Source organism: Cohaesibacter gelatinilyticus, assembly GCF_900215605.1.
In the GTDB taxonomy this organism is placed as follows: Bacteria; Pseudomonadota; Alphaproteobacteria; order Rhizobiales; family Cohaesibacteraceae; genus Cohaesibacter; species Cohaesibacter gelatinilyticus.
The window spans coordinates 1,545,438-1,571,339 of the sequence record NZ_OBEL01000001.1 but is presented as its reverse complement, the minus strand read 5'-3'; the positions used below and the strand labels follow the sequence as shown (position 1 = coordinate 1,571,339).

The window sequence follows — 25,902 nt, the reverse complement described above, 5'->3', positions numbered from 1 at the left end:
AACAGGCTGCAAAAAATAGTTTTGCAGCCTGTTGAGTTTTGGGTCGATAAAAGCAAGTGATTTACATTTCAATCACAGTTTTTTCGAGATAGTTTTCCAACCAGTGGATGTCATATGCGCCATTGGCGATATCAGCATTATCCACCAGATTGCGGAAAAGCGGAATGGTGGTCTCGATCCCGTCAATCACGAACTCATCCAGTGCGCGACGCAGGCGCATCATGCATTCCACACGGTTACGACCAGTCACGATCAATTTGCCAATCAGAGAGTCGTAATATGGTGGAATGGAATATCCCTGATAAACACCGGAATCCACACGCACACCCAGGCCACCCGGAGGGTGATAATGGGAAATCTTGCCGGGTGATGGGCGGAAAGTCTGAGCATTCTCAGCATTGATGCGACATTCGATGGCGTGGCCATGGAAGCGGACATCTTCCTGCTTGATATCAAGTCCGGCACCACAGGCAACTTTCAACTGCTCATTAACCAGATCAATGCGTGTGATCATTTCGGTGACAGGATGCTCTACCTGCAAGCGGGTATTCATCTCGATGAAATAAAATTCACCATTCTCATAGAGAAATTCGATGGTACCAGCACCGGAATAGCCGAGACCTTTCATGGCATTGGCACAGATCTCGCCAATTTTGGCCTGTTGCTCATCATTCAGAGCCGGGGAACGTGCTTCTTCCCAGACCTTTTGGTGACGGCGTTGCAAGGAGCAGTCACGCTCACCCAGATGGATGGCATGACCTTTGCCATCGCCCATTACCTGTACTTCGATATGGCGTGGTTTGCCGAGATATTTCTCAATATAGACCGTATCGTCGCCAAAGTTGGCTGCTGCTTCGGAACGGGCTGTTGAAAATGCAAGTTCAATCTCGTCTTCCGAGCGAACAACCTGCATTCCTTTACCGCCGCCGCCAGATGCGGCCTTGATAAGTACAGGATAGCCCATATCGGAAGAAATACGCTTTGCTTCTTCCGGGGTGTCAACACCTCCAGCAGAACCTGGTACGACAGGAATCCCCAAGCGTTCGGCTGTCTGCTTGGCGGCGATCTTGTCGCCCATCACGCGAATATGCTCAGCGCTTGGGCCGATGAACTGGATGTTGTGAGCTTCCAGAATTTCGGCGAAGCGAGCATTCTCTGACAGGAAGCCATAGCCAGGATGGACCGCATCGGCTCCAGTGATTTCACAAGCAGCCAGGATTTGCGGAATGTTAAGATAGCTGTCACGTGCCATTGGCGGACCAATACAAACGCTTTCGTCGGCCAGCTTTACATGCATGGCCTCGGCATCTGCTGTGGAATGGACAGCAACCGTCTGAATGCCCAGTTCTTTACAGGCGCGCAATACGCGCAGGGCAATTTCACCACGGTTGGCAATCAAAACCTTTGAAAACATGCGTTTCCCCTAAAGCGTGGTGATTATTCGATGATGATAAGTGGTTCGTCAAACTCTACCGGTTGAGCATCTTCTACCAGAATGGCAGTGACTTTGCCGGACTTAGTTGCCGGGATGTGGTTCATGGTTTTCATGGCTTCCACAATCATCAGGGTCTGACCTTCACGAACCTGATCTCCGACAGCGATAAAGGCTGCGGCACCTGGTTCCGGAGACATATAAGCGGTACCAACCATTGGGGAACGAACTGCATTGGATAGATCCTGACCGCCACCGGCAGCGGCAGTTTCGGCGATTGGAGCAGGTGCAGCTGTAGCCGGAGCTGCCACAGGGGCAGGAGCTGCGGCGACAGGTGCCGCAATCGCGGCTTGCTGTACTATGATTTCGCGGGCGACGCGAATACGTAAATCGTCCTGTTCAACCTCGATCTCGGTCAGATCTGTGGACTGAACCAATTCAGCCAGTTGGCGAATGAAATCCGGATCAAGCTTGTTTTTTTCTTTTGTCATTTTCAGGTTTCCGTCAGTGTCGGTGCAGCTTAGTTCTTGCAGCCCGGTTTAATCGTGTTTTTGTTCCAGATGAGAGACAAGAGCGTCCAGTGCAAGCAAATATCCCCGTGCGCCCAGACCGCAGATCACACCCAATGCAACAGGTGAGACATAGGATTTGTGTCGAAAGGATTCTCTTGCGTGAATATTGGAAAGATGTACTTCAATGGTGGGGACGCCACCTGCTTTGATTGCATCTTGCAAAGCAACCGAGGTGTGGGTGTAGGCGGCTGGATTGATGACGAGGCCTGCCTGTTTGTCAGCTGCCTCCTGAATCCAGTCAACCAGATTACCTTCATGGTTGCTTTGACGAAAGGTGAGAGTGGCGCCAAGCTCGGACGCTTTGGTCATGCACATGCTCTCGATATCAGCCAGCGTGGTAGAGCCATAAATCTCCGGTTCACGGGTGCCAAGTCTGTTCAGATTGGGGCCATTGAGAACGAAAATTTCTTTGGTCATTGATGGTTCCATCTGCTCCGTGTGCCTGTTGGCTTCCATGTCATATGGGCACTGGCCGGACTGTTTTCCACCTTCTCGCAGCCAAATCAATCCTTGGAGTGATTAGCGTCAAGCGTTTCACCATACTCAAAGACGACAGGCAGATGAAAAAGAGCCTGAAATGTTATAGGCGTTTCGTCTAAGAGTGAAAAGAGCTGAAAAGCGTTGGTCAACGCCTTTCAGCTCAAAAAATACTTTGTTTTGCTTCATGGAGTAGCAATTACGAAGAATTCCACATTTGGAACTCGGCAGGCACCGTTATGATGATTTTTTTCGGGCTACTTCTATCATGGTTTCCAATGTCGTGACTGGTACAAAACCAGGGATCAGCTCTTCTCCCACTACATAGGCAGGAGTGCCGGTCAGACCCAACTCGTCAGCCAAGGCATAAGAAGCCTCGATTGGTTTGAGGGTTTCTTTGTCGTCCATCATGGTTTCCAGTTTTGCTCGATCCAGACCGATCTTTTCGGCAACGCGCAGGGCGGTTTCCTTGTTGGCCTGACCGCGCAAGGTCATCATGCCTTTGTGGAAGTCCCAATATTTGCTTGGGTCGGTTTTTTGTACCGCTACGGCAACCAGACTTGCTTCGACTGATTGCGGTCCCAGAACTGGCCATTCCTTGATCACGATACGGAGATTTTGGTCTTTCTCCATGAGTGTCAGCATGTTGGAGAAAGCGCGTTTGCAATAACCACAATTATAATCGAGGAACTCGACCATGGTCACATCGCCGTTGGCATTACCGACCACCGGATCCAGATCACTGTTGAAGATCTCGGTCTTCTTGCTGGCGAGTACGAGCTTGGCTTTTTCTGCGCGCTCCGTTGCTGCCGCCTGTTCGCGCTTGGCATCTTGTTCTCTCAGCAAGCCAAAGACCTTGCGAATCACATCTGGATTTTCCAGCAGATAATCCACCATGATCTTTTCAATTTCAGCCTTCTGGTCAGTGCTGAATTCGGTCGCACTGGCTGCAGGCTGAGTGATTGGGCTAGCGAGCAGGCCAAAGGCAAGCAAGCCGGAAGTAAACATAGTTTTGAAACGCATGGCAGCATCCTTGAAGTATGGTTCCGGCCTGAAAGATGAAAACCGGCTGGATTTAGATCACATGATTTGTGGGTCACAATAGCGAAAAGATTTGGTCATTTCCTGTTCAAAGCCGTGCAATCACCAAATTGTGACGGTCTGTCGCATAAGTCGCTATTGGGAGGGATATGGTTCTGTTTTGCCCTTAGATGAGTATCTTGAGGTCAGATTTTTGGTTTTTTGTACAGAAGAATGTCTTCAGCCTGAAGCCAGGAGGGGCTGCCTCGTTTCAGCTTCTTCTTGGCTCGTGTGGCCAGGGATTTTGCCGCGCCGATCTGGCCGGAGGCAAAATAACCATTGGCCGTCGCCAGTTCCGCTTCTGCTCGATTGCCGATAGCATCATAAGCCTGGGCCAGAAAGCGATAGGCTACGGCAATATCCGGATCTTTTTGCAGTCCACGGCGCAAATGAGTGATTGCCTGTTTGTAATTTGCCCTGTTTCCACTGGATATGATGGCTTGTCCCAGCATTACTCGGAAGAGTGACACGTTGGGTTTGAGAGCAACCGCCTTATTTAACGGCGTAATTGCCTTTGCTCCCGCCCCGGTTTCCAGCAGGATTTGACCTTTAAGTTCCCAGAAATAAGCATTGTTGGGTTGGGACCGCAGTAAAGCATCCACGAGCTTCAAAGCCTTGCGATGATTGCCCAGGCGATAAGTGGTGATCGCTCTTGCATATTGAGAGGGAAGATCATTGCCTTTGTATTTTCTCATCACGCGCTTGGCGTTCTGGGTGAAGGCCGCGAGCTTTGCTTTTACCATAGCGTGTCGGTATGAGAGGCTCTTGCTATCTTTCTTGTTGTAGTTTCGGCTTTTCTTGGCCAAACGCTCCAGCTGGCTGATGCGATCACGGGGGAGAGGATGCGATTGCAAATATGGGTCGATATGTGCCCCTGAAAACATGGTTTGATTGGCGAAGCGCGAGAAGGTTGTCAACATGCCTTTGGTGGATTGGCCTGTACGCTCCAGATACCGGTAAGCAGCACGGTCTGCGGCTATCTCTTCTGTTCGGGCATAGGACAGGAATGTGCGCTGCGCAAGTACAGGGGCCGAAGAAGCAATTGCCGTGCCTGCTTGTGCTGCACCGTCTCGTCGGGTTGCTGCGCCTGCTACGGCTGCGCCAACGCCAAGCAGCATGGTAATCGCAGCAATGGTTTGAGCTTCGCGCAGGGCCTGACGTAGCCGGACCAGATGGCCACCTGCAATATGACCGGTCTCATGTGCGATGACACCAATCACTTCATTGGGGGTCTGTGCGGTAACCAACGTGCCGGTGTTGATGAACATGCGTTTGGAATCGACAACAAAGGCGTTAAAACGGGAATCGTTGATCAAGTGAATACGAACATTGCGTGGTTTCAGGCCCGCAGCTTTGAAAATCGGTTTTGCATAATCGCGGATCAATTCTTCGGTTTCAGCATCACGCACCAGTCGAATTTTACGCCCTTGAGCATCAGCAGGTTGTACAAAACCGATAGTGGTCAGTGCGATGGTTGCTGCCAAACTCAATGATAGTCCCTTTTGGGTAAAGGAGCTTCGTGCAAGGGCTTGTGCGAATTCAGAAATCCTTTTGTTGCAGCCTTTACCAACTTGGCGGATGTCTGTTATGTCAACCATCGGGTTAGATCTCCTGCCTTTGGCACCAGTGATTTCTGGTGCCGTTGTCCTTGCCAGTTAGAGCATGTATCGCTTTGGTAGTCATGCCAATTCAGCAAGGTGAAAATATGGCATAGGGATAGAATATGCACAAAGGAAAATGCCAATGCTGACCACGTCAAATAGAGGGGCAATTCAGCCTTTTCTTGCCATGGATGTCATGTCTGCTGCCAACCGACTGGAAGCTGCCGGGCAGGATGTCGTGCATATGGAGGTTGGTCAGCCTGGAGCGCCTGCGCCGCAAATTGTTCGGGATGCTGCGGCCAGAGCATTACAGGACGGACGAATTGGTTATACGGATGCTCTTGGGATCCGATCCTTGAGGGAGAGAATTGCGGCTTATTATTCTTCCCATCATGGACTGGAAGTAAACCCGGACCGCATTGCTGTCACAACGGGTTCAAGTGCTGGATTCAACTTGGCTTTTCTGGCTTTGTTCGAGGTTGGTGACAGGGTCATTCTGCCAACGCCAGGCTATCCGGCCTATCGTAACATTCTTGGTGCGCTGGGTCTGGGAGTGGTGGAAGTGGAGACCAAGGAAGAGGATCGCTGGTGTCTGACGCCTGAAGCCATTCGTGCGGAGCATGCACGCAACCCGATAAAAGGGGTGTTGATTGCCAGCCCTGCCAACCCGTCTGGTACGATCATGGAAGCGGATGCCTTGAAGGCAGTGATAGAGACTTGTGAGGAGTTGGGAATATGGTTCATCTCCGATGAAATCTATCATGGGTTGGAATATGATATGAAAGCAGAATGTGCTCTTCACTATTCTCCCAATGTGGTGATCATCAATTCCTTCTCCAAATATTACTGCATGACTGGTTGGCGTATTGGCTGGATGGTGCTGCCTGATGCTGCTCTGCGTTCTGTCGAATGCTTGGGGCAAAGCCTCTATATCTCTGCGCCAATGTTGTCTCAGGTGGCAGCAATCGCGGCGTTTGATGCAACGGATGAGTTGGATATCATCAAGGCCGGATATGCAAGAAACAGAGATTTGTTGATGGCGGAGCTTCCAAAGATCGGCCTGGGCAACTTCATGCCTATGGATGGAGCATTCTATGTCTATTGCGATATCGGCAATCTGACCAATGATTCCATGGATTTTGCCAAGCGTTCACTTGAGGAGGCCAAGGTTGCGATCACGCCGGGCGCGGATTTTGACGTTGATCGTGGCCATCGTTATGTGCGTCTGTCTTTTGCTGGCACATATTGTGCAATGGAAGAAGCCGTGCGTCGACTGGGAGGATGGCTGGCCTAATGCTCTAGTTCGCTCACCTATTCGAACAAAGAAAAGCCGCATCGAAATCTCGATGCGGCTTTTCTTATTTCCGGAAGAAGGAGCGGATCTTATAGAAAGCCGCTTTTCTGCCACCAGCCACTACGCTTGGGACGAGGCTCTTCCTCTTTCTTTTCTTCTACCTGAGGCTCGCTTGGTGCTTCGCTGCTTTCAGCTGCTTGTTCTTCAGCAGCTTCAGCTTCTTCTGGGGCAGCTGCTGCTTCAGACGTTTCCTCGCCTTCTTCAACTGGCGCTGCTTCAGCTTCCACTGCTGCTTCTGCAGGAGCTTCAACAGCCTCTGACTCAGCTTCAGATACGCTCTCAGATACTTCTGCTGCAGGTGCTGTCTCAGCAGGTGCTGCCTCAGCTTTCTCTTCTGATGCTTCCTCAGCTGGTGTTTCATCAGAGCTGGCTTCTGTCACGCTTTCATCAGCACTTGCAGTATCTCCGGAAGAAGCCTCAGCAGCTTCAACTGGTGCTGCTTCTGTTTCAGATGCATCACTGTCAGCGCTGGAGCCTTCTGCTTCAGCAGGAGCATCTTCCTCGTCTTCAGAAGCACTCTGTGTTTCAGTATCGTTTTCAGATCCTTCGCCTTCTTCACCATTGCGATTGCGACGATTGCGACGGCCGCCACGACGACCACGGCGGCGGCTCTTTCTTGGGCGATCTTCCTTGCCGTCTTCTGATGCTTCATCTTCGTTGGCTTCAGATTCGCCTTCATCAGAATCTGTTGAATCTTCTTCTGACGTTGTCTCGTTCTGTGCCTCGGCAGCAGAGGATGGTTTCTTACGGCGGCGACGGCGACGGCGACGCTTGGAACTGCTTTCCTGTTCCTGGTCGCCACGTTCGTCTTCTTCGCTCTCATCGCTGTCAAGGCTATCGGTTGTCAGCATGGAAACGGTCTGGGTTGGTGCAACCGGCTTTTCAAGCGGCTCACCGCGCTCGATTTCCAGATGCTTGCCTTCGAGATTCTCTTCAACCTCAATGGTTATGCTTATACCAAAACGTAGTTCCAACTCTGCCAGATTTCCACGCTTCTGGTTGAGGATGTAGAGCGCAACATTTGTGCGTGTCTTGACCAAAAGATGATGGGCAACCCCACGAAGCAGATGATCTTCGATGGTACGTAGAACAAGCAAGGCAACAGACGCTGCTGCGCGCACATGGCCGGTGCCATGACAATGCGGGCAAGGGTCCATGGTGCTTTCCAACACACCGGTGCGGATGCGCTGACGGGACATTTCCATCAGGCCGAAATGGGATATGCGGCCAACCTGAATACGAGCCCGGTCAGATTTCAGACAATCTTTCAGACGCTTCTCAACAGCACGGTTGTTGCGCTTTTCTTCCATGTCGATGAAATCGATAACCACGAGACCGGCAAGGTCGCGCAGGCGCAACTGACGAGAAATTTCCTCCGCAGCTTCCAGGTTGGTGGAAAGCGCGGTGTCTTCGATATTGTGCTCGCGTGTTGAACGGCCGGAGTTCACGTCAATGGAGACGAGCGCTTCGGTCTGATCGATAACGATATAACCACCGGATTTGAGGGTGACTTGTGGTGAGAACATCGCATCAAGTTGTGGCTCAATTCCATAGCGGGTGAAAATTGGCTGCGCTTCCCGATAGGGCTGAACATTCTTGGCATGGCTTGGCATCAGCATGCGCATGAAATCTTTGGCTTCGCGATAGCCATCTTCGCCCGATACAAGGACTTGTTCGATATCCTTGTTATAGAGATCTCGAATGGAGCGTTTGATCAGGGATCCCTCTTCGTAAACCAGAAGCGGGGCTGCAGATTGCAGGGTCAGATCCCGAACATTTTCCCAAAGGCGCAGCAAGTATTCAAAGTCACGCTTGATTTCGGCTTTGGTGCGAGATGCACCAGCCGTGCGTAGAATGACACCCATGCCATCAGCAACATCCAACTCGGATGCAATTTTCTTCAGGCGTTTACGGTCGGCCACGTTGGTGATCTTGCGAGAGATGCCGCCGCCGCGTGCGGTATTTGGCATCAACACGGAATAGCGGCCTGCCAGGGAGAGGTAAGTGGTAAGAGCTGCGCCCTTGTTGCCACGTTCTTCCTTTACCACCTGAACCAGAAGGATCTGACGTCGCTTGATCACTTCCTGAATTTTATACTGGCGTGTGCGACGGCGACTGGAGCGCTCCGGCACTTCTTCCATGGCGTCTTCAGCGCCTACTTGCTCTACGCTGTCGCCGTTTTCATCAGTGGTTTCGTCAGATGCAGACTTGCCTTCAGGATCGGTTGCGACCGACTCATCACCAGGGTTTTTGGCTGTTTGCGCAGGTGCTTCATCATTCTCAGAATTGTCGGGAGCGTCGTTATCGCTATCCTTCTCTTCATCCAGCAAAGCCTGACGATCAGCGACAGGAATTTGGTAATAGTCTGGATGAATCTCGCTGAATGCAAGAAAGCCGTGGCGATTGCCACCATAGTCAACGAAAGCCGCCTGAAGCGACGGCTCCACGCGGGTGACCTTGGCTAGATAGATATTGCCACGCAATTGCTTGCGATTGGCGGACTCGAAGTCGAATTCTTCAACCCGACTGCCGCGAACGACAACCACCCGGGTTTCTTCCGGATGCGTCGCATCAACGAGCATTTGATTTGCCATAAGGAAAAGTCTCCACGACAACGCGCGCCGACAACCGTTCTGACTGGTGGGTCCAGTACTCGGCAGGTTCGCGCTTCATCGCTTTTATCTGATGACGACCCGGTCTGATTGATATACGCCGAATACATGCGTTCACGATCGGCAAAGTGCAGCATGGAAGCTGACAGGTTGCTCTCGATCTTGTGTGAAAGGCAGTGGCGCATAGGTGAGCCGGATCCTCTTGTTTCAATTTTCACAACTGCCGGCACATGGTACTGGCAGAAAACTCTCAATTGGCTTTGGCTCGCATCCCGGTTTTATCGGCGCAGGCAAAGCGAAAAATCTGGTGATCGGACTGAAAATTTTGGGATAACTTTCCAAACAGACCTGATCTGATATGAGCTAATTATATTTCGAGGGCCAGTCACGATTGTCTTTGCCGGGATTGGCGAGGGGACGGTACTTCTCCAAAGGAAGGAGGGCCTCTATGTCTCGCTCAGGTATAATGTCCTGACTCCTCACTGGATTTTGCCAGTCAGAGCTATTGCAAAGTGCCGAATCGGGGTCACCAAAAATATACATACTCAATTGTCTTTGTAGGGATCCAGAAGACGATATGCAAGCACAACTGTTTGAAGCAGCATAAAAAATACATCTCTCGATCATGATTTGCTTTTGGTTTCCCTGATTTTCCTATAGCGGTTTATCGTCAAGATGGGGTTAACCTGTAGCTCATATTGTCTAAGAGAGATAAGCAGACTCTCAATCGCTGTGAAACAGTGTGAATTGTGCAATCTTGATCCATCAGTCCGAAATATCCAGATGTGAGAAAGTGGCAAACGCGAGATGCCTATATGTGTTTCTAGAATTGGTCAGATGATTAAAACCTGCTGTTTCATGGTTGGTATGATGTTCTGCCTTGCTCTCACAGCCGGTGAAAGTGCCAAGGCGCAAAGTGTAAACAATCAGGAAGAGCAGGTTCATATCAGTGCTGCACGTACCGCAGGTGATCTGAAGCAAGCCAGATTTGTTCTGGATATATCCGGACCAATGCCGTTTACGGCCTTTTTGTTGCAAAAACCCTATCGGCTGGTGATGGACCTGCCTGCAGTTTCATTTGAGATGGCGCAAGGGATTGCGCAAGTGGAACGCGGATTGGTCAGCAATTTCCGTTTTGGAGTGATCAATGAGGGGCGCTCTCGGGTGGTTCTGGATCTGAAGGGGCCTGCCAGAATAGCCAAAGCTTTTGGATTGCCGTCAGTTGATGGGAATCCAGCACGTGCCGTTGTGGAGCTGGAAGCTGTGTCCGAGCAACAATTTACGGCTTCTTCATTGCAAGAGGTTTTGCATGTGGGGCGAAATGGCAAGCGGTCCAGCCAATCCAAACTTGTCGAATCTGTTCCATTGCCACGTGCAAGAGCGAAGAATGGTAGGCCTGTTGTCGTGCTGGATCCGGGGCATGGGGGTATTGACACTGGTGCGGTCTCAGCCTCTGGCGTCAAAGAAAGTGCACTTGTGCTGAAATTTGCCAAGGTTCTTAAAAAGCATCTTGAAGCAGAAGCTGGTGTGCAGGTGATCCTGACCCGTGAAAGCGACAAATTCATTTCGCTGGGCGGTCGGGTCAATTTTGCTCAAGCGCGAGAAGCAGATCTGTTCATCTCCATTCACGCAGATTCTGTTCGTGAAAGCTATGTGAGAGGGGCGACTGTCTATACCTTGTCAGATCGTGCTTCAGATCAGGTTTCAGCTCAGCTGGCGCAACGAGAAAATCGCTCTGATCTGCTGGCTGGAATGCATATTGAAGAGGAAGATGATGTTGTTGCGGATATCCTCATCAGCCTGACAAGACGAGAAACCGCCAATCACTCGGCTCTTTATTCCAGAACATTGGTAGGAGCCTTGAAGAACTCGGTGCGATTGTCCAAGACCCCGGCCAGATCTGCGGGGTTTCGCGTGTTGAAAGCGCCGGATATTCCGAGCGTTCTGCTTGAGCTGGGTTTTCTGTCCAACAGGCAAGATCAATCTGCATTGACTTCCAAGGCCTGGCAGGAAAAAGCCATTCGATCCATTGTTGCTTCTGTCAAACGCTTCTTTGCCAAGCGCGGATCTCAGCAAACAGGTTTGCTTGGTCCATCCAAGCCACGTGGCTGAGGTGCAATAACTCCATAAGGCGGCGCTTAAGGGATACCTTTCAACCCTTTTGACCGTTTGAAAATTCATCAGAAAAAACAAAAAATGGTGATCGGGAGGCGGTTTTAAAAGCGCGTATCATGTATATACCCGTCTCCCGATCGTTGTTTTTTCTTTCTTTTACTCATTTTCAAAGGGTCGAAAGGGTCTAAAGGTCCAGAAAATAACGAGAATTGGAAAATCGAAAAGGGTCCAAAGGGTGCAAAGGGGTCAAAGGTCCATAACCCCCAAAAGGTCGATTTGGCGCAAAATTTTTCTCTTCTCAAGTTAAGTATCTTCTGTTGCAGATTTCGCCCCGTCTCAAAGGGTCAAAAGGTCCCAAAAGGAGCTAGGCTCTGGACCCATTAGTTCTGCACATTCTGTTAGCCGTGAAGTATTCATATAGATGAACCAATGACAAAATAAGGGTGGTTCCCTTATAGCAGTCATTGGTTCGATAGATGGGTACTTCACGGCTAACCCGAAGGGCGAGGCACTTTTGACCATTGGCTGCGTCGGAAAGCCTCGAAAATGAACCACATTGTCTCAGCTTTCCTTCTTGCCAATCGGCAAAATTGCTCTCGCAAAATGCACTTAATTAATGGGTCCAGAGCCTAAACCCTCCAAAGGGGGCAAAGGGCTCAAACGTCCTTTCAGCTCTTTTGTCAAACGCAGACAGGCAAGGTGCATTTTGGGTGTGAGGCGGGATAGTTTGTCCGAGCTGCTAATCAATCGGACGCTCATATTGATGCCCCATTTTGCCAGCATGCTTGTATCAAGTTGACTTTGGGGCTAGTGTGATGGGATTGAAATAGGTATCATTTTTCGGCAGGTTCGTTTTCCTATTTCAATCCCTAAAATCACACTAGAAACATATATTTGCCAGTCACCTTTTTGAATCTAAAGTTCGTTCGGTGCTCACTGCTTAATGTGACGAATTTTAGATTCGGGTGATTGGTGGAAGGCCGTCGGTTTTCATTTTTTATTGGATCGGCTCATTTTTCTTGGCTCAATGCTTTGGGTTGGGCTTGATCGGGTATAAGGTCGCACGGACAGCTTGGCTGATTCCTTAGGTGCGGCGGTGGTCAAGCGTGACAGACAGGATGTAAGGACAGACATGGTAATTTGGCGTTTCTTCGGCTTTCTCTTTGCCGCAGGTTCGATTCTGTTCATTGTGGTGGCTTTGGCTGTCTACATGTTTTTGCAGTCCATGATGGCTGGTTTGCCGGACTTTACGGCCCTTCGGAACTATGAGCCTCCAGTGATGACGCGTATTCATGCGTCCGATGGCCAGCTGATGGCAGAATATGCCCGTCAGCGCCGTTTGTTTCTGCCTATTCAGGCAATGCCTGATCGTGTGAAGCAGGCTTTTCTGTCTGCCGAGGACAAGAACTTCTACACCCATACCGGTTTGGACTTCATCGGTATCGCCCGAGCAGTGGTCACCAATGTCAAGAATATTGGCAAAGATCGACGCAAGGTTGGCGCTTCGACCATTACTCAGCAGGTCGCGAAGAACTTCCTCTTGAGTTCCGAGCAATCCTACGAGCGTAAGATCAAGGAAGCTTTGCTCTCAATGCGTATCGAGCAAGCTTTTTCCAAAGATGAAATTCTGGAGCTGTATCTGAACGAGATTTTCTTCGGTATTGGCTCTTACGGCATTGGCTCAGCCGCGCTGCATTATTTTGATAAGTCCGTTCATGAACTGAACCTGGCCGAGATCGCCTATTTGGCTGCGCTTCCCAAGGCACCAAACAATTATCATCCATTGCGACGCAAGGAAAAAGCCATTGAGCGTCGGAACTGGGTCATTGATCAGATGGTCAATAATGGATATGTGAGCGTTGATGAGGCCAATAAGGCCAAGGCAATGGATCTTCAGGTCAAACTCCGTAGCCGTGGTCCTCAGATCTTTGCAGCCGATTATTTTGCCGAAGAAGTTCGTCGTTGGATCGACGAGAAGTTCGGTGAGGAAAAACTTTATAACGGTGGCCTGTCTGTTCGAACCACCTTGAATGTCAATTTGCAAAAAGAAGCGCGCAAGGCACTTCATAAAGGCTTGATCGCTTTTGATCGCAAGAAGGGATGGCGTGGTCCGGTTGCCCAGTCTGATATTGCAGGCGATTGGGGAACGGCTCTTGCCAAGGTCGAGCCTTTGAGCGATCTACCTGAATGGTCGTTGGCCGTTGTTCTCTCTGCTGGGGCTAATGAAGCTGCTATCGGTTTGCGTCCGCAGATTTTGCCGGGCAAGAAAGTGGCCAGCGAGCGTGCGACAGGTTTGATCTCGTTGAAGGATGTGACCTGGGCGCGTTGGATGACCGGGGATCGCAAGGGCAAGAAAATCCGGGCCGTCTCTGATGTTCTAAAGCCGGGCGATGTGGTTTATGTGAGCCAGAAAGAGGGCAACCTCTATAGCTTGCAGCAAGTGCCGGAAGTCTCTGGTGCCTTGATTGCCATGGATCCTTATACCGGACGTGTTCAGGCGATTGTCGGCGGTTTCTCTTACGCCCAGAGCCAGTTCAACCGTGCGACACAGGCTTATCGTCAGCCAGGGTCCTCGTTCAAGCCGTTCGTCTATGCAACAGCGCTAGATAATGGCTATACGCCGTCCAGCGTGGTGATGGATGCTCCGGTTGAGATCAACCAGGGCGGAGGTCAGGGCATCTGGCGTCCTCAGAATTATGGCGGCAAATTCTATGGCCCGTCCACTTTGCGTCTTGGTATTGAGAAATCTCGTAACGTCATGACTGTGCGTCTGGCGCAGGATATGGGTATGCCGCTGGTGGCAGAATATGCACATCGCTTTGGTATCTATGACAATTTGATGCCGGTTCTCTCCATGTCACTGGGTGCTGGCGAAACCACGATCATGCGGATGGCAACAGCTTACTCGATGCTGGCCAATGGCGGGCGCCGGATTGAACCGACCTTTGTTGACCGGGTGCAGGATCGTTACGGCAAGACCATCTATCGTCATGATCATCGGATTTGCGCTGAGTGTAACGCGCAGAGCTGGGTCCGTCAGGATGAGCCAATTGTTGAAGACAACCGTGAGCAAGTGCTCGACCCGATGACCGCCTATCAGATTACTTCCATGATGGAAGGTGTGGTTCTGCGCGGAACGGCGCCTGTGGTCCGCAAAGTTGGTAAGCCGATTGCCGGTAAAACCGGAACAACCAACGATGAGCGCGATGCGTGGTTCGTTGGTTATTCTCCAGATCTCGTTGTTGGCGTTTATGTCGGCTATGATCGTCCGCGTCCGATGGGGCGTGGTTCGACCGGTGGTGGTCTGGCTGCACCAATCTTCACAGACTTTATGAAGGTGGCATTGGCGGACAAGCCGAAGAAGCCATTTCAGGTTCCGGAAGGTTTGCAGCTGATCCCGATTGATCGTCGTACCGGTATGCGTGCGAGTGCTGGTGGTGGCGGGGTTATTCTCGAAGCCTTCAAGCCTGGGACCTTGCCACCTGATAGCTATTCCGTGATTGGTTTTACCGAAGATATGGGGCGGCCAATTTCTGCGCAGGAAGCGGAGCGGGCTTTGACAGATGGCACAGGTGGACTGTTCTAGCTATCGCCTGATACTCAAAAATATAGCGGACATGGCTTATCAAGCTGTGTCCGTTTTCGTTATTACGATGGACTTCTGCCAATGAGCGCAGTATTTAAAGCACTTCATGCGATTGCTGCATCGCATAGAGTGCTTTAACTCTTTGTTTTGAAGCGAGTTCTTGTCTGAAAAGTGCTGCAACTTTTCAGGAACGCGCTTTTGCCGCAACGAATAAGTGATGAATGAAAAGGCATTGGACGACTATGCGTGCTGAAATTCAGAATGTGGTTGATGAAATCAAGCAGGGTCTTGCTCTGCTGAGGAGGCATCTTTGACTGGGATGCATCCCAGAAAAGACTGCTTGAACTGAACAATCTGGCAGAAGATCCCGATCTTTGGAATGATCCGCAAAATGCCCAGAAACTGATGCAGGAGCGTCAGAAGCTGGAGAGCGCGATCAATGGCTATCTCAAGGCTAATCAGGATCTGGAAGATTCCATCGAGCTGATCGAAATGGGCGAGATGGAAGAGGATCAGGACATCGTTGATGATGCTGAAGCGACCATTCAGGGCTTGCTCGCAGATATCAACCGTCAGCAGATTGAAACGCTGCTGTCTGGTGAAGCTGATGGCAATGATTGTTATATCGAAGTGCATTCTGGCGCTGGCGGTACCGAAAGCCAGGATTGGGCTTCGATGCTTCTGCGCATGTATACCCGTTGGGCGGAGAAGGCTGGCTTCAAGGTGGATGTGATGGAAGTCACTGCCGGTGAAGAAGCAGGTATCAAGGCTGCAACCATCATGATCAAGGGCGAGAATGCCTATGGTTGGGCCAAGACCGAATCCGGCGTTCATCGTCTGGTACGTATTTCGCCTTTTGATAGTCAGGCGCGCCGCCATACCTCTTTCTCGTCGATCTGGGTTTATCCGGTGATTGATGATTCCATTGACATCGAGATCAATGAGTCTGATTGCCGTATCGATACCTATCGCGCGTCTGGAGCTGGTGGTCAGCATGTGAATACCACAGACTCTGCTGTTCGTATTACGCACCAGCCGACCGGGATTGTGGTGCAATGTCAGAACCAGCGTTCTCAGCACAAGAACCGTGCACAAGCCTGGGACATGCTGAAGGCTCGTCTTTATGAGCGTGAATTGCAGATCCGCGAGGACAAGGCCAATGCGGAAGCGGCATCCAAGACCGATATCGGTTGGGGACACCAAATTCGCTCTTATGTCTTGCAGCCTTACCAGTTGGTCAAGGACTTGCGTACTGGTGTTGAATCCACCAGCCCTCAAGATGTGCTGGATGGTGCATTGACACCTTACATGGAAGCGGCTTTGGCGCAGCGTGCATTTGGCGATGCAGATGAACAGGCAGTTGAAGATCTGGTATAAGCCAATTGGTTGATATCAAAATAGAAAAGCCCGGCACTGCCGGGCTTTTATGTCTCTGGTGTATGCTGAAGACGAAGGGTGAATGATGCTTAAATATCTCCGCGCAGCTCAACGCCTGCTAGAAGGAATGAGCTTGGGTTCACCGCTTTGCCACGAATGCGGGTTTCGAAATGCAGGTGAGGGCCGGTTGAGCGGCCAGAAGAGCCAACCTTGCCAACCACGGCACCTTTCTTGATTCTGGTTCCCTTGCGAGCAATGACCTTGCTCATATGGGCGTAACGGCTGGTTACACCATTGCCGTGATCAATTTCGACCATCAAACCATAACCTGATTTGCGTCCTGCATGGACAACCTTGCCATCACCCGCAGCACGAATAGGGGTGCCGCGACGATGGGCAATGTCGATGCCAGAATGCATAGCCATGCGTCCTACGAACGGGTCACGGCGCGGGCCAAAGCGACTGGTCAAACGGCCGGATGGCAGCGGGTGAGCAATCGGCAACTTGCGAATATTTTCCTTCAGTCTCATATATTGGTCGAGGGCGATAGCCACTTGCTCAGCGTCTCTGGCAAGACGTTTCTGATCTGAATGGTGGGCCAATGGAAGGAAAGGACCACCCATTGCTACATCGGAATCCAGCTTTACACCCAAAGATGCAATGCGGCGTTCGACTCTTTCGGTTTTCTTGCGAATGTCCTGCAGAATATTTCCAAGAATTACGGCATTGTCGAAGATATCATCGTCCAATTGCTGAGCTGCGTCTGCCAGGCGCATAATGGTGTTGCTTGGTTGAGGGACGGCGCTTGTTGGCTCGTTATCGATGCTGGTATCACTTGCTGCCAGCATGGAAGGCTGTTCGAGATCAAGGGATGCAACCTGGGTTAGCTGATCGGTCTGATTGACCTCTGCTCCGCTCATGATTGGTTTGCTTGATCGAAATCCCAGTGAAGCAAGTTCCGTGAAACTGGTCTGAATTCTGCTTTCGGTTGCTTGTTGGATTTCGGCTTTTGCCTGTTGATCGGATTGCTTAATGCGCCATGGAGCTGTTTTGGGGGTCGGCATATCCAGCGTGTCGCGAATCTTTACGCCAGCGGCCTCGGCTTTTTCGAGAATCGGAGCAAGCACCGATGAGTAGGCTTCATAGTCAGCCTGCTTGCGCATCAGAATTTGAACACGGTTTTCGATCTCTTGCTGATCGATCATCTGGCGGCTGGCAACACGGTCCAATTGTGCACGCAAATTGGTTATGCGGTCCTCGTAGGCATTATGAATCATTGCTTGTTCAGAGCGGGAAAAGCTAATGATTTCATCTCTAAAGACAAGGTAAGTGGTGGCGGAAAGGTAAAGTGCACTGAAAATCAGACCTATGACGAACAAGGTAGAAAAGACCCAAGGCCGGATTGTGAAATCCTGTACTACATCGCCATGTGCAATGATGATACGGTGCGGTTCATTCCTACGCCCGAATGTTTTGTTTCTGTCCTGAGAGAGCATTCGAAACCACTTAACTTTATGATGCTTCTAGTTGCTTCTATTAAGGCTCAATTAGGGTTAACAAAACGTTTAAATCGGATCCGGGCGCGTGGATGAAATACCTGTCAATGGCTTGTAAAATCCCGGAGTTAGGCCAGCTTCGGCCCGTGCCAAATCGTTAAAGGGTGGCTTGAGAGAACCGCGAAAGTGATTGCGAACCAATTTATGAAAGGTTGATTCCGGGGGCAGGTTTCGGCGATCACACATATAGCGGAACCATTTTACTCCGAATGCTACATGGCGCTTCTCGTCGCGATAGATGATTTGCAGGATATCTGCGCTGTCACTGTCACCATTTTCTCGCATGCGAATGACGGTTGAAGGGGTTACATCCAAACCTCTTGCTTCCAGTACCAGAGGAATCAGAGCCAGCCGTGCCAGCAGATCGTAACTTGTATCCTGTGCTGCCTGCCAAAGACCATCATGAGCGGGAAGGGCACCATAGTGACTTCCCAGCTTTTGCAAATGATCGCTTAGGAGATTGAAGTGACAGGCTTCCTCCAGTCCAACCTGGACAAACTGATCGAAGAAGCTACGCGGCATTGTTTGATTGGCGTAGCGTCCTATCAGATCCCAGGTTAAATCAATGGCGTTGAGCTCAATATGTGCAAGGGAATGAAGAAGGGCAAGTTTTCCTTGTCCTTTTCCTTTTGAGCGCTTTGGCATTCTGTTAGGAGGCAGGAGTTCCGGTTTGTCCGGTCTTCCTGGGCGATCCGGCATACTATGAGCATGATGATCAGTTAGCGATAGCTTGCGGCCATACCAGGCGCGTGCTGCATCATAGGATAATTGTACCTTTTCACCCAGATCTGGCGTTGATGTGATTGCCTTTGCGTAGTCTGCGAGAGATGAATAATTCTGGGCATCGCGCATCGGAGCGGTTTTTAGATATGGATGGCTTAGCATTTGAACTTCAGAATTTCATATGGGTGCTGACAGCCGTTTGATAGGTTGCGGCAAAAGTTGATGATGTTTGGATGGTTCATGGATAGACATTCATGAACCCTGGATGGTCATGATAAGGTTTTTGCTGCTGTCAGCACTTCTTCCGCGTGACCTTTGACTTTTACCTTGCGCCAAATTCGGGTGAGCTTGCCGCTGGAATCCATCAGGAATGTTGCGCGCTCAATGCCCATGAAGGTTTTGCCATACATCTTCTTCTCTACCCAAACGCCATAGGCATTACACACTTCAGTGTTTTCGTCGGAAGCGAGGGTGATCCCAAGATCATGTTTGGTGATGAAGTTGTCATGCTTGCGCACGCTATCGGCAGAGACCCCGATGATTGCGGTATTCGCATTCGCGAATTGATCCTTCAGCGATGTAAAATCCAATGCTTCGGTGGTGCAGCCAGGCGTATTATCTTTGGGATAAAAATATACAACGACATTCTGGCCCCTTAGCTCAGCTAGATTGATTGTTCCGCCACCATTGGTTGGTAGAGAAAAGCTTGGTGCTGACATGCCTTCAACGAGTTCTGTTGTCATTTTGCCTTCCTTTTGACGATTTTAGGACGCAATGTGGTCCTGTATGGACAGGTTTGAAAGTAATGATGATTCGTTTGGTTTTACGGTGGCAATCAGCAATTGGATCCATTTTATTCTGTCCATGATATGAACAGAATAAAAGTATCGCCGGGGTCTTTGGTTCGTCGACAAATTTCTTTTCATTCCAATCGAATCTGGCATAACAAAATCAGAAATGCCAGCATCGCGTTGGTCTTGTACAGAAACAGTTCGGGACAGGTGGCGAGTTTTTGGAGGCTTCCCGTTTGGGTGGATCAGGATATTTCAAATACTCACGGACACCACAATGATTATGAGGCTCAAGACATGCCTTTATCTCCCACCATTCTCAGCAAGTAACGCCGAATAGTCGAGACACTTCTGCTATGCAGACAAACACTCAAAATGAAACAGACAAGCAGTCTTCATCTCGACGAACCTGGGGAATGAGGTTGCTGAAATATGCATCCATTGCGCTGTTTGTTTGTGTCATGGTGATTGGGCTTGTTTTTGTCCGGATTGCCATTTCTCCAATGTCCATTTCATCAGTGGCTGACAGGATTGAAAGCGCTGCTTCGGATTTGATGGCACCTGGACAGATATTGGAATTGGAGGATGCACAGGTCAGTCTGGCGGAGGGAGGAGGTCTGGCGCTACGCCTTACCGATGTTCGGCTAACCGAGGGCTCTGTTTCTCTTTTCTCAGCTCCGAGGATCGATCTGGAAATTGATTTTCTCTCCTTGTTAAAACAGAAGTTCATTCCCAGCCAGATTTATGTGCCGCAACTTGAAGCACAACTGGTTCGCGACAAGTTGGGTCGTTTCATCATTGCGGGACAAGATCCGGGCGGACTCTCGCAAACGTTTGGTCCTCCAGTGCGTTCGCAAGCCGACTATTATGATCCGGATGAGCCGGAATTTGTGTCGCTCATATATGGCATGAGACGTGCCATGCGCCCGCTTGCAGAGGAGGATTTTGACAAACGCCCGCCACGTATTCTTATTCGCGATACCAAACTTCACTTTACCGATCTTCTCGCCGACAAGTCGCGACTGCTGGATAATGTTGCTTTCTCCTACAAACCCAAGGGAGATGATGACAATGATTGGCGTATAGATTTTGCCGTTGATGGACGAAAAGGCCGTATCGCTTTTGCCATGGCAGAATATAAGCTGGATCAGACAACGGACGGGATTCCGGGAAAATCGATCGAATTTCGTTTTGCAGATGTGTCCTTGGCAGATATTTGGCCGCGCTTTTCCGAAAAGGCGAGACGTTTCAAGTTCAGCTCTCCGTTTTACGGTGCTGCTCGAATGGATTTTGATGGCCGCGAAAGCCTGATCGATATGAAGATTGCTCTGGATGTCGGGGCTGGGCAGCTTGATTTTGGTGACAATGATACTGCGCTTTTGGATGAGGCAAATTTCAGATTGGATTGGGAGCCTGAAAATCGGGTTCTGGCACTTGAATTTGCACAAGTTCTGTTCGGGGAAACCGGAGGACAATTCAAGGGAGTTGCTGTCTGGCCGAAAGACAGTGCTGGCGAAGTGAAGATGGTCGTTGAAGGCCAGGACATTACACTTGATGCCAGGGACAATCCTAACCCGTCAAAGAAACTCAATGAGATATTTGTGAAAGCTCGCATTGGGCGGGAAAGCGGAATTATGACTGTTGATCGCTTTGCGGCGATTGCAGATGAAGGCAAGGTTGAGGGATCTGGCTCCTTGGCGTTGGTTGATGATGTCTTGACGTCTGGCATGGCGTTTGATGTTTCGCCTATGCCCTATGATCTGCTATCGCAAATGTGGCCGGTCAATATTGCTGGCGGTGCGCGACGATGGGTTCTGGAGAATATTGAGTCTGGCCATACTACCGGGGGTACGATTGAAGCTACCCTTACGGATAAGATGTTTGAGAGAACGCCGGATGATCGTTTGGAATTACCTGATGAGGCGGTGAATGGTGTCTTTGGTTTGAAAGACGTATCCCTTAAGCCTTTTGGGGATTTGGCACCTGCTAAAAATATTTCCGGGACCGGGATCTTTACTGGTCGAACATTTCTGGCCAGCTTTACCAATGGAGAGTTCGTTTCCAATTCGGGCCACCGTCTTCCAATCTCCAGTGGACGTTTCGAAATTCCTGATCATGCTCAACGCCCTGCAACCGGGGTCTTGGTGCTTGAAACCAATGGTAGTGCCGCCGCATTGGGGGCGATTGTTGATCATGAGCCTTTGTCGGTTCTGAAAACAGAGAAGTTGAAAGCAGATAAGTTACGCGGCAAAGCTACGGCTAGGGTCAAGCTTAGTTTTCCCTTCAAAAAGAACTTGAAGAAGGAAGATGTTACTTACAGCGCCAAAGTGAATCTAAGGCAGTTTTCCTCTGCTCTGCCTGTGCGGGGGCGCAGGATCGAAAAAGCCAATCTCGCGATTAATACAGATGGCAAGCGTGTCGATATTTCGGGGAAAGGCATCATTGATGGGCTGCAAGCAAATATTGATGTGGAGACATCAACTGATGCGTCGGTCAAACTGAAGTCAAATGTGAAACTCGTTATGTCGGAGCGAGATCGCGCAAAAATCGGGCTGGATCTGGGGGAATGGTTGCAAGGACCAGTCTCTGTTGCAATCAAGCAAAATGGTTCACTGAAACACCGCTACGATGTGGAGGTTGACCTAAGCAAGTCTGTTTTGCGGTTGGATGAGATTGGATGGATCAAGAAATCGGGTGTGAAAGGTAAGGCAACTTTTCAGGTTTTGACCAAGGGTAACCTTTATGAAGTTTCGTCGCTGAACATTTCCGGTCAAGGCTTCAAAGCAACTGGTGAGGCAAAAATTCATGCCAAGCAAGGCCTGAAATCTCTCGTAATCCATAATCTTTCACTGAGCCGCGGAGATCGATTGTCTGTTCGTGCGACACAGAGAAAAGGAAAATTGCTAGATATCTTTGTTTCAGGCAAGTTGTTGGATTTACGCGGGAAATTGGTACAAGGCCCATTGAATTCACAAGGTTCATCATCGAAAAAAAGTACAAGCAGCTACCATCTCAAGGCCAAGATCGACCGTGTGATCGGTATGAATGGAAGTGTCATGTCTGGCTTAAATGCCCGTCATAGTGTGTCCAGGGGCAAGGATACGGAAATTTTCATATCGGCCAAATTGAACGGGCGCTCAGATTTCAAGGTGGATACAAAGAAAGGGACATCGCCAACATTTCATATCTCGGCGAGTGATGCAGGAAGCTTCCTGCGTTTCATGGGTGCTTATGATAAACTGGTTGGCGGTCGTTTGATCATTTCTGCTCAGATAATGAATGATCGGCGAAAAATGGCCGGCTCGGTATTCTTGAAAAAGTTTGCCATCAAAGGCGTTGAACGTCGTAATACGTCCAGTGGCAAGATAGAACGGGCTGATACAAGCTTTGACAAGTTGACCATGAATTTCTCGGACACGGATGGTGTGATTTCGATTTCCAATGGCGTCGTCAAAGGTCCCGCTTTGGGAGCTACAATGTATGGCACCGTGAATATGCGTAATAAAAACCTGCGTTTGACAGGTGTTTACATTCCAGCTTATGCGGTCAACAATCTGTTTTCTCGCCTGCCGGTGATTGGACGTGCGTTGGGAAATCGGAAGAATGAAGGTTTGCTGGGCATCACTTATAAGATCAAAGGAAATTTGAAAGATCCGAAAGTGTTTGTTAATCCGGCATCGGTTCTTGCGCCGGGAGCCTTGCGCAAGATTTTCGAGTTTGGTCGCAACTAGATCAAATAGACTAGGGAAATGAAAAGGCCAGCTGATGAGATCAGCTGGCCTTTTTTGTTTGGGTCTCAATGCTTGTGAGCAATTAGTCAGCCAGCTTGAGGAGAATGTGCTTTTTCTTGCCCATGGAGAGCTTGATGACACCGTCATCATTCATGGCATCCATGGTCAGAGACAGGGAATCATCTGTGATGGCCTTGTCATTCAGCTTCAAGGCGCCGCCTTTGATGTTACGGCGGGCTTCGCCGTTGGATTTTGCGAGACCCGCAGCCACAAAGGCATTGAGTATGCCCATGCCGGCTTCAAGATCTGATCTGTTGATCTCGATGGTTGGCAGATTTGCAGCTGCAGCCTGACCCGCTTCAAATGTTTTGCGAGCGGTTTCTGCGGCCTCGTCAGCTGCTGCGCGGCCATGAATGAGAGCTGTTGCTTCTGTTGCCAGAATCTTTTTGGCTTCGTTCAACTCATTGCCTTCCAGGGCTGCCAGACGGTTCACTTCGTCCATAGGCAGAGTGGTATAGAGCTTGAGGAAGCGGATGACATCAGCATCGCCGGTGTTCCGCCAGAACTGCCAGTAATCATAGGGGCTGTACATGTCTGCACGCAGCCATACAGCACCATCGACTGACTTGCCCATCTTGGAACCGTCAGATTTGGTGATCAAAGGCGTGGTCAGAGCAAAGGTCTCGGTGTTGTTCATGCGACGGCAGAGATCGATACCAGACACAATGTTGCCCCACTGATCAGATCCACCCATCTGCAGGCGGCAGCCATATTCCTTGTTCAGACGGGTGTAATCGTATGCCTGAAGAATCATGTAGTTGAATTCGATGAAGGAAAGCGGCTGCTCGCGCTCCAGTCGCAGTTTCACGGAATCGCGCGCCAGCATTTGGTTGACCGAGAATTTGGATCCGACATCGCGCAGGAAGTCGATATATTTCAGATCCAGCAGCCAATCGGCATTATCAGCCTGGACTGCGTCGTTGGGGCCATCACCAAAGTCCAGCAGGTTGGCGAAGATTTCGCGGATGCTTTCCTTGTTGGACTGAATTTTTTCTGCTGTCAGCAACTGACGGGTTTCATCGCGACCGGATGGATCGCCGACCATGGTTGTGCCGCCTCCCATCAGAGCGATCGGACGGTGACCGGTTTTCTGCAACCAGTGCAGCATCATCATGGAGACCAGATTGCCGACATGCACGGAAGGAGCCGTGCAGTCATAGCCGGTATATGCAGTGACTGTTTCGGTTGAGAAGAGTTTATCCAAACCTTGTGGATCGGAACATTGGTGGATGAAGCCACGCTCATTCAACGTGTGTAGAAATTCGGATTTGAAGGCGGTCATTGCCGCATTCCTCCTTAAATTCGGGTGTCACTGCTAAAGTGGCGTTCAGGGGCTGTCTTGGAACAGATAGTTCGCTATGCTGCACAATTGACAGATCTGAAGCCTTTCAAGGCGCACTATCTAACAAACTTCTTTTTAAAGATCACTATCTAGTGGGCCGGATTCGAGAGGAAATATAAAAAAATGCAGAAGAAAGCGCATTTGATGGAATTGGAAGCTCCTGTTTTGGCTCTAGGGCTGATGAGTGGCACCTCCTGTGATGGTGTTGATCTGGCTCTGATCCGAACGGATGGCGAGGATGCGTTTGAACCTGTAGCCAATGGATTTCATGCCTATTCTGCAGATCAGAAGGCTCTGCTCGGGCAAGCCATCAAGGCAGCGAAGGGAATGGAAGATCGAACGGATCGCTCCGGTGTCCTCGCGGAAGCGGAAGCTTTGGTTACCCAACACCATATTGAAGCGGCTCAAGTCTTTCTGGACTCTTTGGATGAAAATGTTTCTCGACCAGATTTGATTGGCTTTCATGGCCAGACGGTTTGGCATGATCCTGCAAAAGGCGTGACTGTTCAACTTGGAGATGGGGAGGCGCTGTCAAACATCCTGAATTGCCCGGTTGTTTTTGATCTGCGGGCCAATGATATGGAGCATGGAGGTGAGGGAGCACCAATGGTGCCTGCATTCCACCGCCTACTTGCAGCAAAACAGGAACTGCTCCGACCCTGTGCCTTCGTCAATATCGGCGGCGTGTCCAATATCACCTGGATTGGATCTGAGGACGAGCTGACGGCGTTTGATTGTGGTCCGGGCAATGCTCTGATTGATGATCTGGTGCGGCGAAAACTGAATAAGGATATGGATGAAGGTGGTCGTCTTGCCATGGCAGGACAAGTGGATTTCCTGGCATTGGTCGGCCTGATAGGCAATCCTTATTTCCAAAAACGTGCACCAAAATCACTGGACCGTAATGCTTTTGATGCTTCTGTGGTTGAGAGCCTTGGGGTTGAGGATGCTGTTGCCACATTGACCGCCTTTACTGTTGAGACCATTTGCCTGGGGTTGGAACAAATGGAGCAACTCAAGGGTGAACAACCAACCTGCCTTGTTGTGTGTGGTGGAGGACAGCATAATCCGGCAATTATTGGCCAATTGCAGGGTGCTCTGGATTGTGAGGTTAGACGAGCCGATGATCTTGGTCTTCAAGGCGATGCACTGGAAGCGCAAGCTTTTGCCTATCTGGCCGTTCGGTCAAGTCGGGGGCTTCCCTTGACCTTTCCAGGAACAACGGGCGTTCATGAGCCTGTGAGTGGTGGCGTGATGGTTGGAGGGTAACTTCAAATCTTGAGGGTTAGTCGGTAGCCTTTGATGTCGAGCTGATACCTTTTGATTCTCTTTGCTTTCGTTCCCACATTTCCGGATGTTCGATTTCTTTGAATGACCAGATACCAAGCTTGTGTTTCTGAGCATTGAGTACGGTGGCTGGAGATTTGCCGTTGTTTGTTTGAAGCCAGTTTCTCTGAAATGCTCCGCGTCAGCTGATGGCTGAAACTTGATAA

At 50.1% G+C, this 25,902-nt stretch carries 16 protein-coding genes; 6 read left to right on the top strand and 10 right to left on the bottom strand.

Annotation, left to right across the window (positions count from 1 at the left end):
- Nucleotides 1-61 precede the first annotated feature (61 nt).
- From accC to CRO57_RS06960, 5 genes are all read right to left on the bottom strand, one after another.
- A complete protein-coding gene (gene accC / locus CRO57_RS06980) occupies nt 62-1,414 on the bottom strand; it encodes an acetyl-CoA carboxylase biotin carboxylase subunit (RefSeq protein ID WP_097152572.1) in 1,353 nt (450 codons plus the stop codon).
- A 23-nt stretch (nt 1,415-1,437) separates the two neighbouring features.
- Nucleotides 1,438-1,923: an acetyl-CoA carboxylase biotin carboxyl carrier protein gene (gene accB / locus CRO57_RS06975; RefSeq protein ID WP_170955982.1), complete on the bottom strand. Its 486-nt coding sequence runs from the start codon at nt 1,921-1,923 to the stop codon at nt 1,438-1,440.
- A gap of 48 nt (nt 1,924-1,971) precedes the next feature.
- Nucleotides 1,972-2,421 (bottom strand): type II 3-dehydroquinate dehydratase, encoded by a 450-nt coding sequence (gene aroQ, locus CRO57_RS06970; protein WP_097153265.1) that lies wholly within the window; start codon nt 2,419-2,421, stop codon nt 1,972-1,974.
- Between the two features lie 297 nt (nt 2,422-2,718).
- Nucleotides 2,719-3,504: a DsbA family protein gene (locus CRO57_RS06965; RefSeq protein WP_210200773.1), complete on the bottom strand. Its 786-nt coding sequence runs from the start codon at nt 3,502-3,504 to the stop codon at nt 2,719-2,721.
- Between the two features lie 203 nt (nt 3,505-3,707).
- On the bottom strand, nt 3,708-5,159 hold the full coding sequence (locus CRO57_RS06960; protein WP_097152570.1) for a M48 family metalloprotease: 1,452 nt from the start codon (nt 5,157-5,159) through the stop codon (nt 3,708-3,710).
- Nucleotides 5,160-5,304: 145 nt separating this feature from the next.
- Here CRO57_RS06960 and CRO57_RS06955 point away from each other — a divergent pair, with 145 nt between their 5' ends.
- Nucleotides 5,305-6,456, top strand: coding sequence for a pyridoxal phosphate-dependent aminotransferase (locus CRO57_RS06955; protein WP_097152569.1), 1,152 nt, complete (start codon nt 5,305-5,307; stop codon nt 6,454-6,456).
- An 89-nt stretch (nt 6,457-6,545) separates the two neighbouring features.
- Here the strand turns inward: CRO57_RS06955 and CRO57_RS06950 are convergent, their stop codons facing one another.
- Complete coding sequence (locus CRO57_RS06950) at nt 6,546-9,110, bottom strand: Rne/Rng family ribonuclease (RefSeq protein WP_097152568.1); 2,565 nt, start codon at nt 9,108-9,110, stop codon at nt 6,546-6,548.
- 855 nt (nt 9,111-9,965) lie between these two features.
- Between CRO57_RS06950 and CRO57_RS06945 the strand changes: the two genes are divergently transcribed.
- The 3 genes from CRO57_RS06945 (at nt 9,966) to prfB (ending at nt 16,206) form a co-directional block, all read left to right on the top strand.
- Nucleotides 9,966-11,240, top strand: coding sequence for an N-acetylmuramoyl-L-alanine amidase (locus tag CRO57_RS06945; protein WP_170955981.1), 1,275 nt, complete (start codon nt 9,966-9,968; stop codon nt 11,238-11,240).
- Nucleotides 11,241-12,381: 1,141 nt separating this feature from the next.
- The gene (locus CRO57_RS06940; protein ID WP_097153263.1) at nt 12,382-14,829 is read left to right on the top strand and encodes a penicillin-binding protein 1A; all 2,448 of its coding nucleotides are present in this window, start codon (nt 12,382-12,384) and stop codon (nt 14,827-14,829) included.
- Nucleotides 14,830-15,071: 242 nt separating this feature from the next.
- Nucleotides 15,072-16,206, top strand: a protein-coding gene (gene prfB, locus CRO57_RS06935; protein WP_097152566.1) for a peptide chain release factor 2 whose coding sequence is annotated in 2 segments (ribosomal slippage) — nt 15,072-15,140 and nt 15,142-16,206 — 1,134 coding nt in all. Because the reading frame shifts where the segments join, the coding sequence is not laid out codon by codon here.
- A gap of 89 nt (nt 16,207-16,295) precedes the next feature.
- Here prfB and CRO57_RS06930 read toward each other — a convergent pair.
- The 3 genes from CRO57_RS06930 to bcp form a co-directional block, all read right to left on the bottom strand.
- Nucleotides 16,296-17,702, bottom strand: coding sequence for a M23 family metallopeptidase (locus tag CRO57_RS06930; RefSeq protein ID WP_244580027.1), 1,407 nt, complete (start codon nt 17,700-17,702; stop codon nt 16,296-16,298).
- A gap of 69 nt (nt 17,703-17,771) precedes the next feature.
- Nucleotides 17,772-18,647, bottom strand: coding sequence for a ferritin-like domain-containing protein (locus CRO57_RS06925; protein ID WP_097152565.1), 876 nt, complete (start codon nt 18,645-18,647; stop codon nt 17,772-17,774).
- Nucleotides 18,648-18,754: 107 nt separating this feature from the next.
- Nucleotides 18,755-19,228 carry a thioredoxin-dependent thiol peroxidase gene (gene bcp / locus CRO57_RS06920; protein ID WP_097152564.1) on the bottom strand — a complete coding sequence of 158 codons (474 nt, stop codon included), beginning with the start codon at nt 19,226-19,228 and terminating at the stop codon, nt 18,755-18,757.
- Nucleotides 19,229-19,692: 464 nt separating this feature from the next.
- Here bcp and CRO57_RS06915 point away from each other — a divergent pair, with 464 nt between their 5' ends.
- Nucleotides 19,693-23,007 (top strand): YhdP family protein, encoded by a 3,315-nt coding sequence (locus CRO57_RS06915; RefSeq protein ID WP_170955980.1) that lies wholly within the window; start codon nt 19,693-19,695, stop codon nt 23,005-23,007.
- An 82-nt stretch (nt 23,008-23,089) separates the two neighbouring features.
- On the opposite strand, the gene tyrS is transcribed toward CRO57_RS06915, so the two are convergent.
- Complete coding sequence (gene tyrS / locus CRO57_RS06910) at nt 23,090-24,349, bottom strand: tyrosine--tRNA ligase (protein WP_097152562.1); 1,260 nt, start codon at nt 24,347-24,349, stop codon at nt 23,090-23,092.
- A 183-nt stretch (nt 24,350-24,532) separates the two neighbouring features.
- Here tyrS and CRO57_RS06905 point away from each other — a divergent pair, with 183 nt between their 5' ends.
- A complete protein-coding gene (locus CRO57_RS06905; protein WP_244580026.1) occupies nt 24,533-25,678 on the top strand; it encodes an anhydro-N-acetylmuramic acid kinase in 1,146 nt (381 codons plus the stop codon).
- Nucleotides 25,679-25,902: the final 224 nt, after the last annotated feature.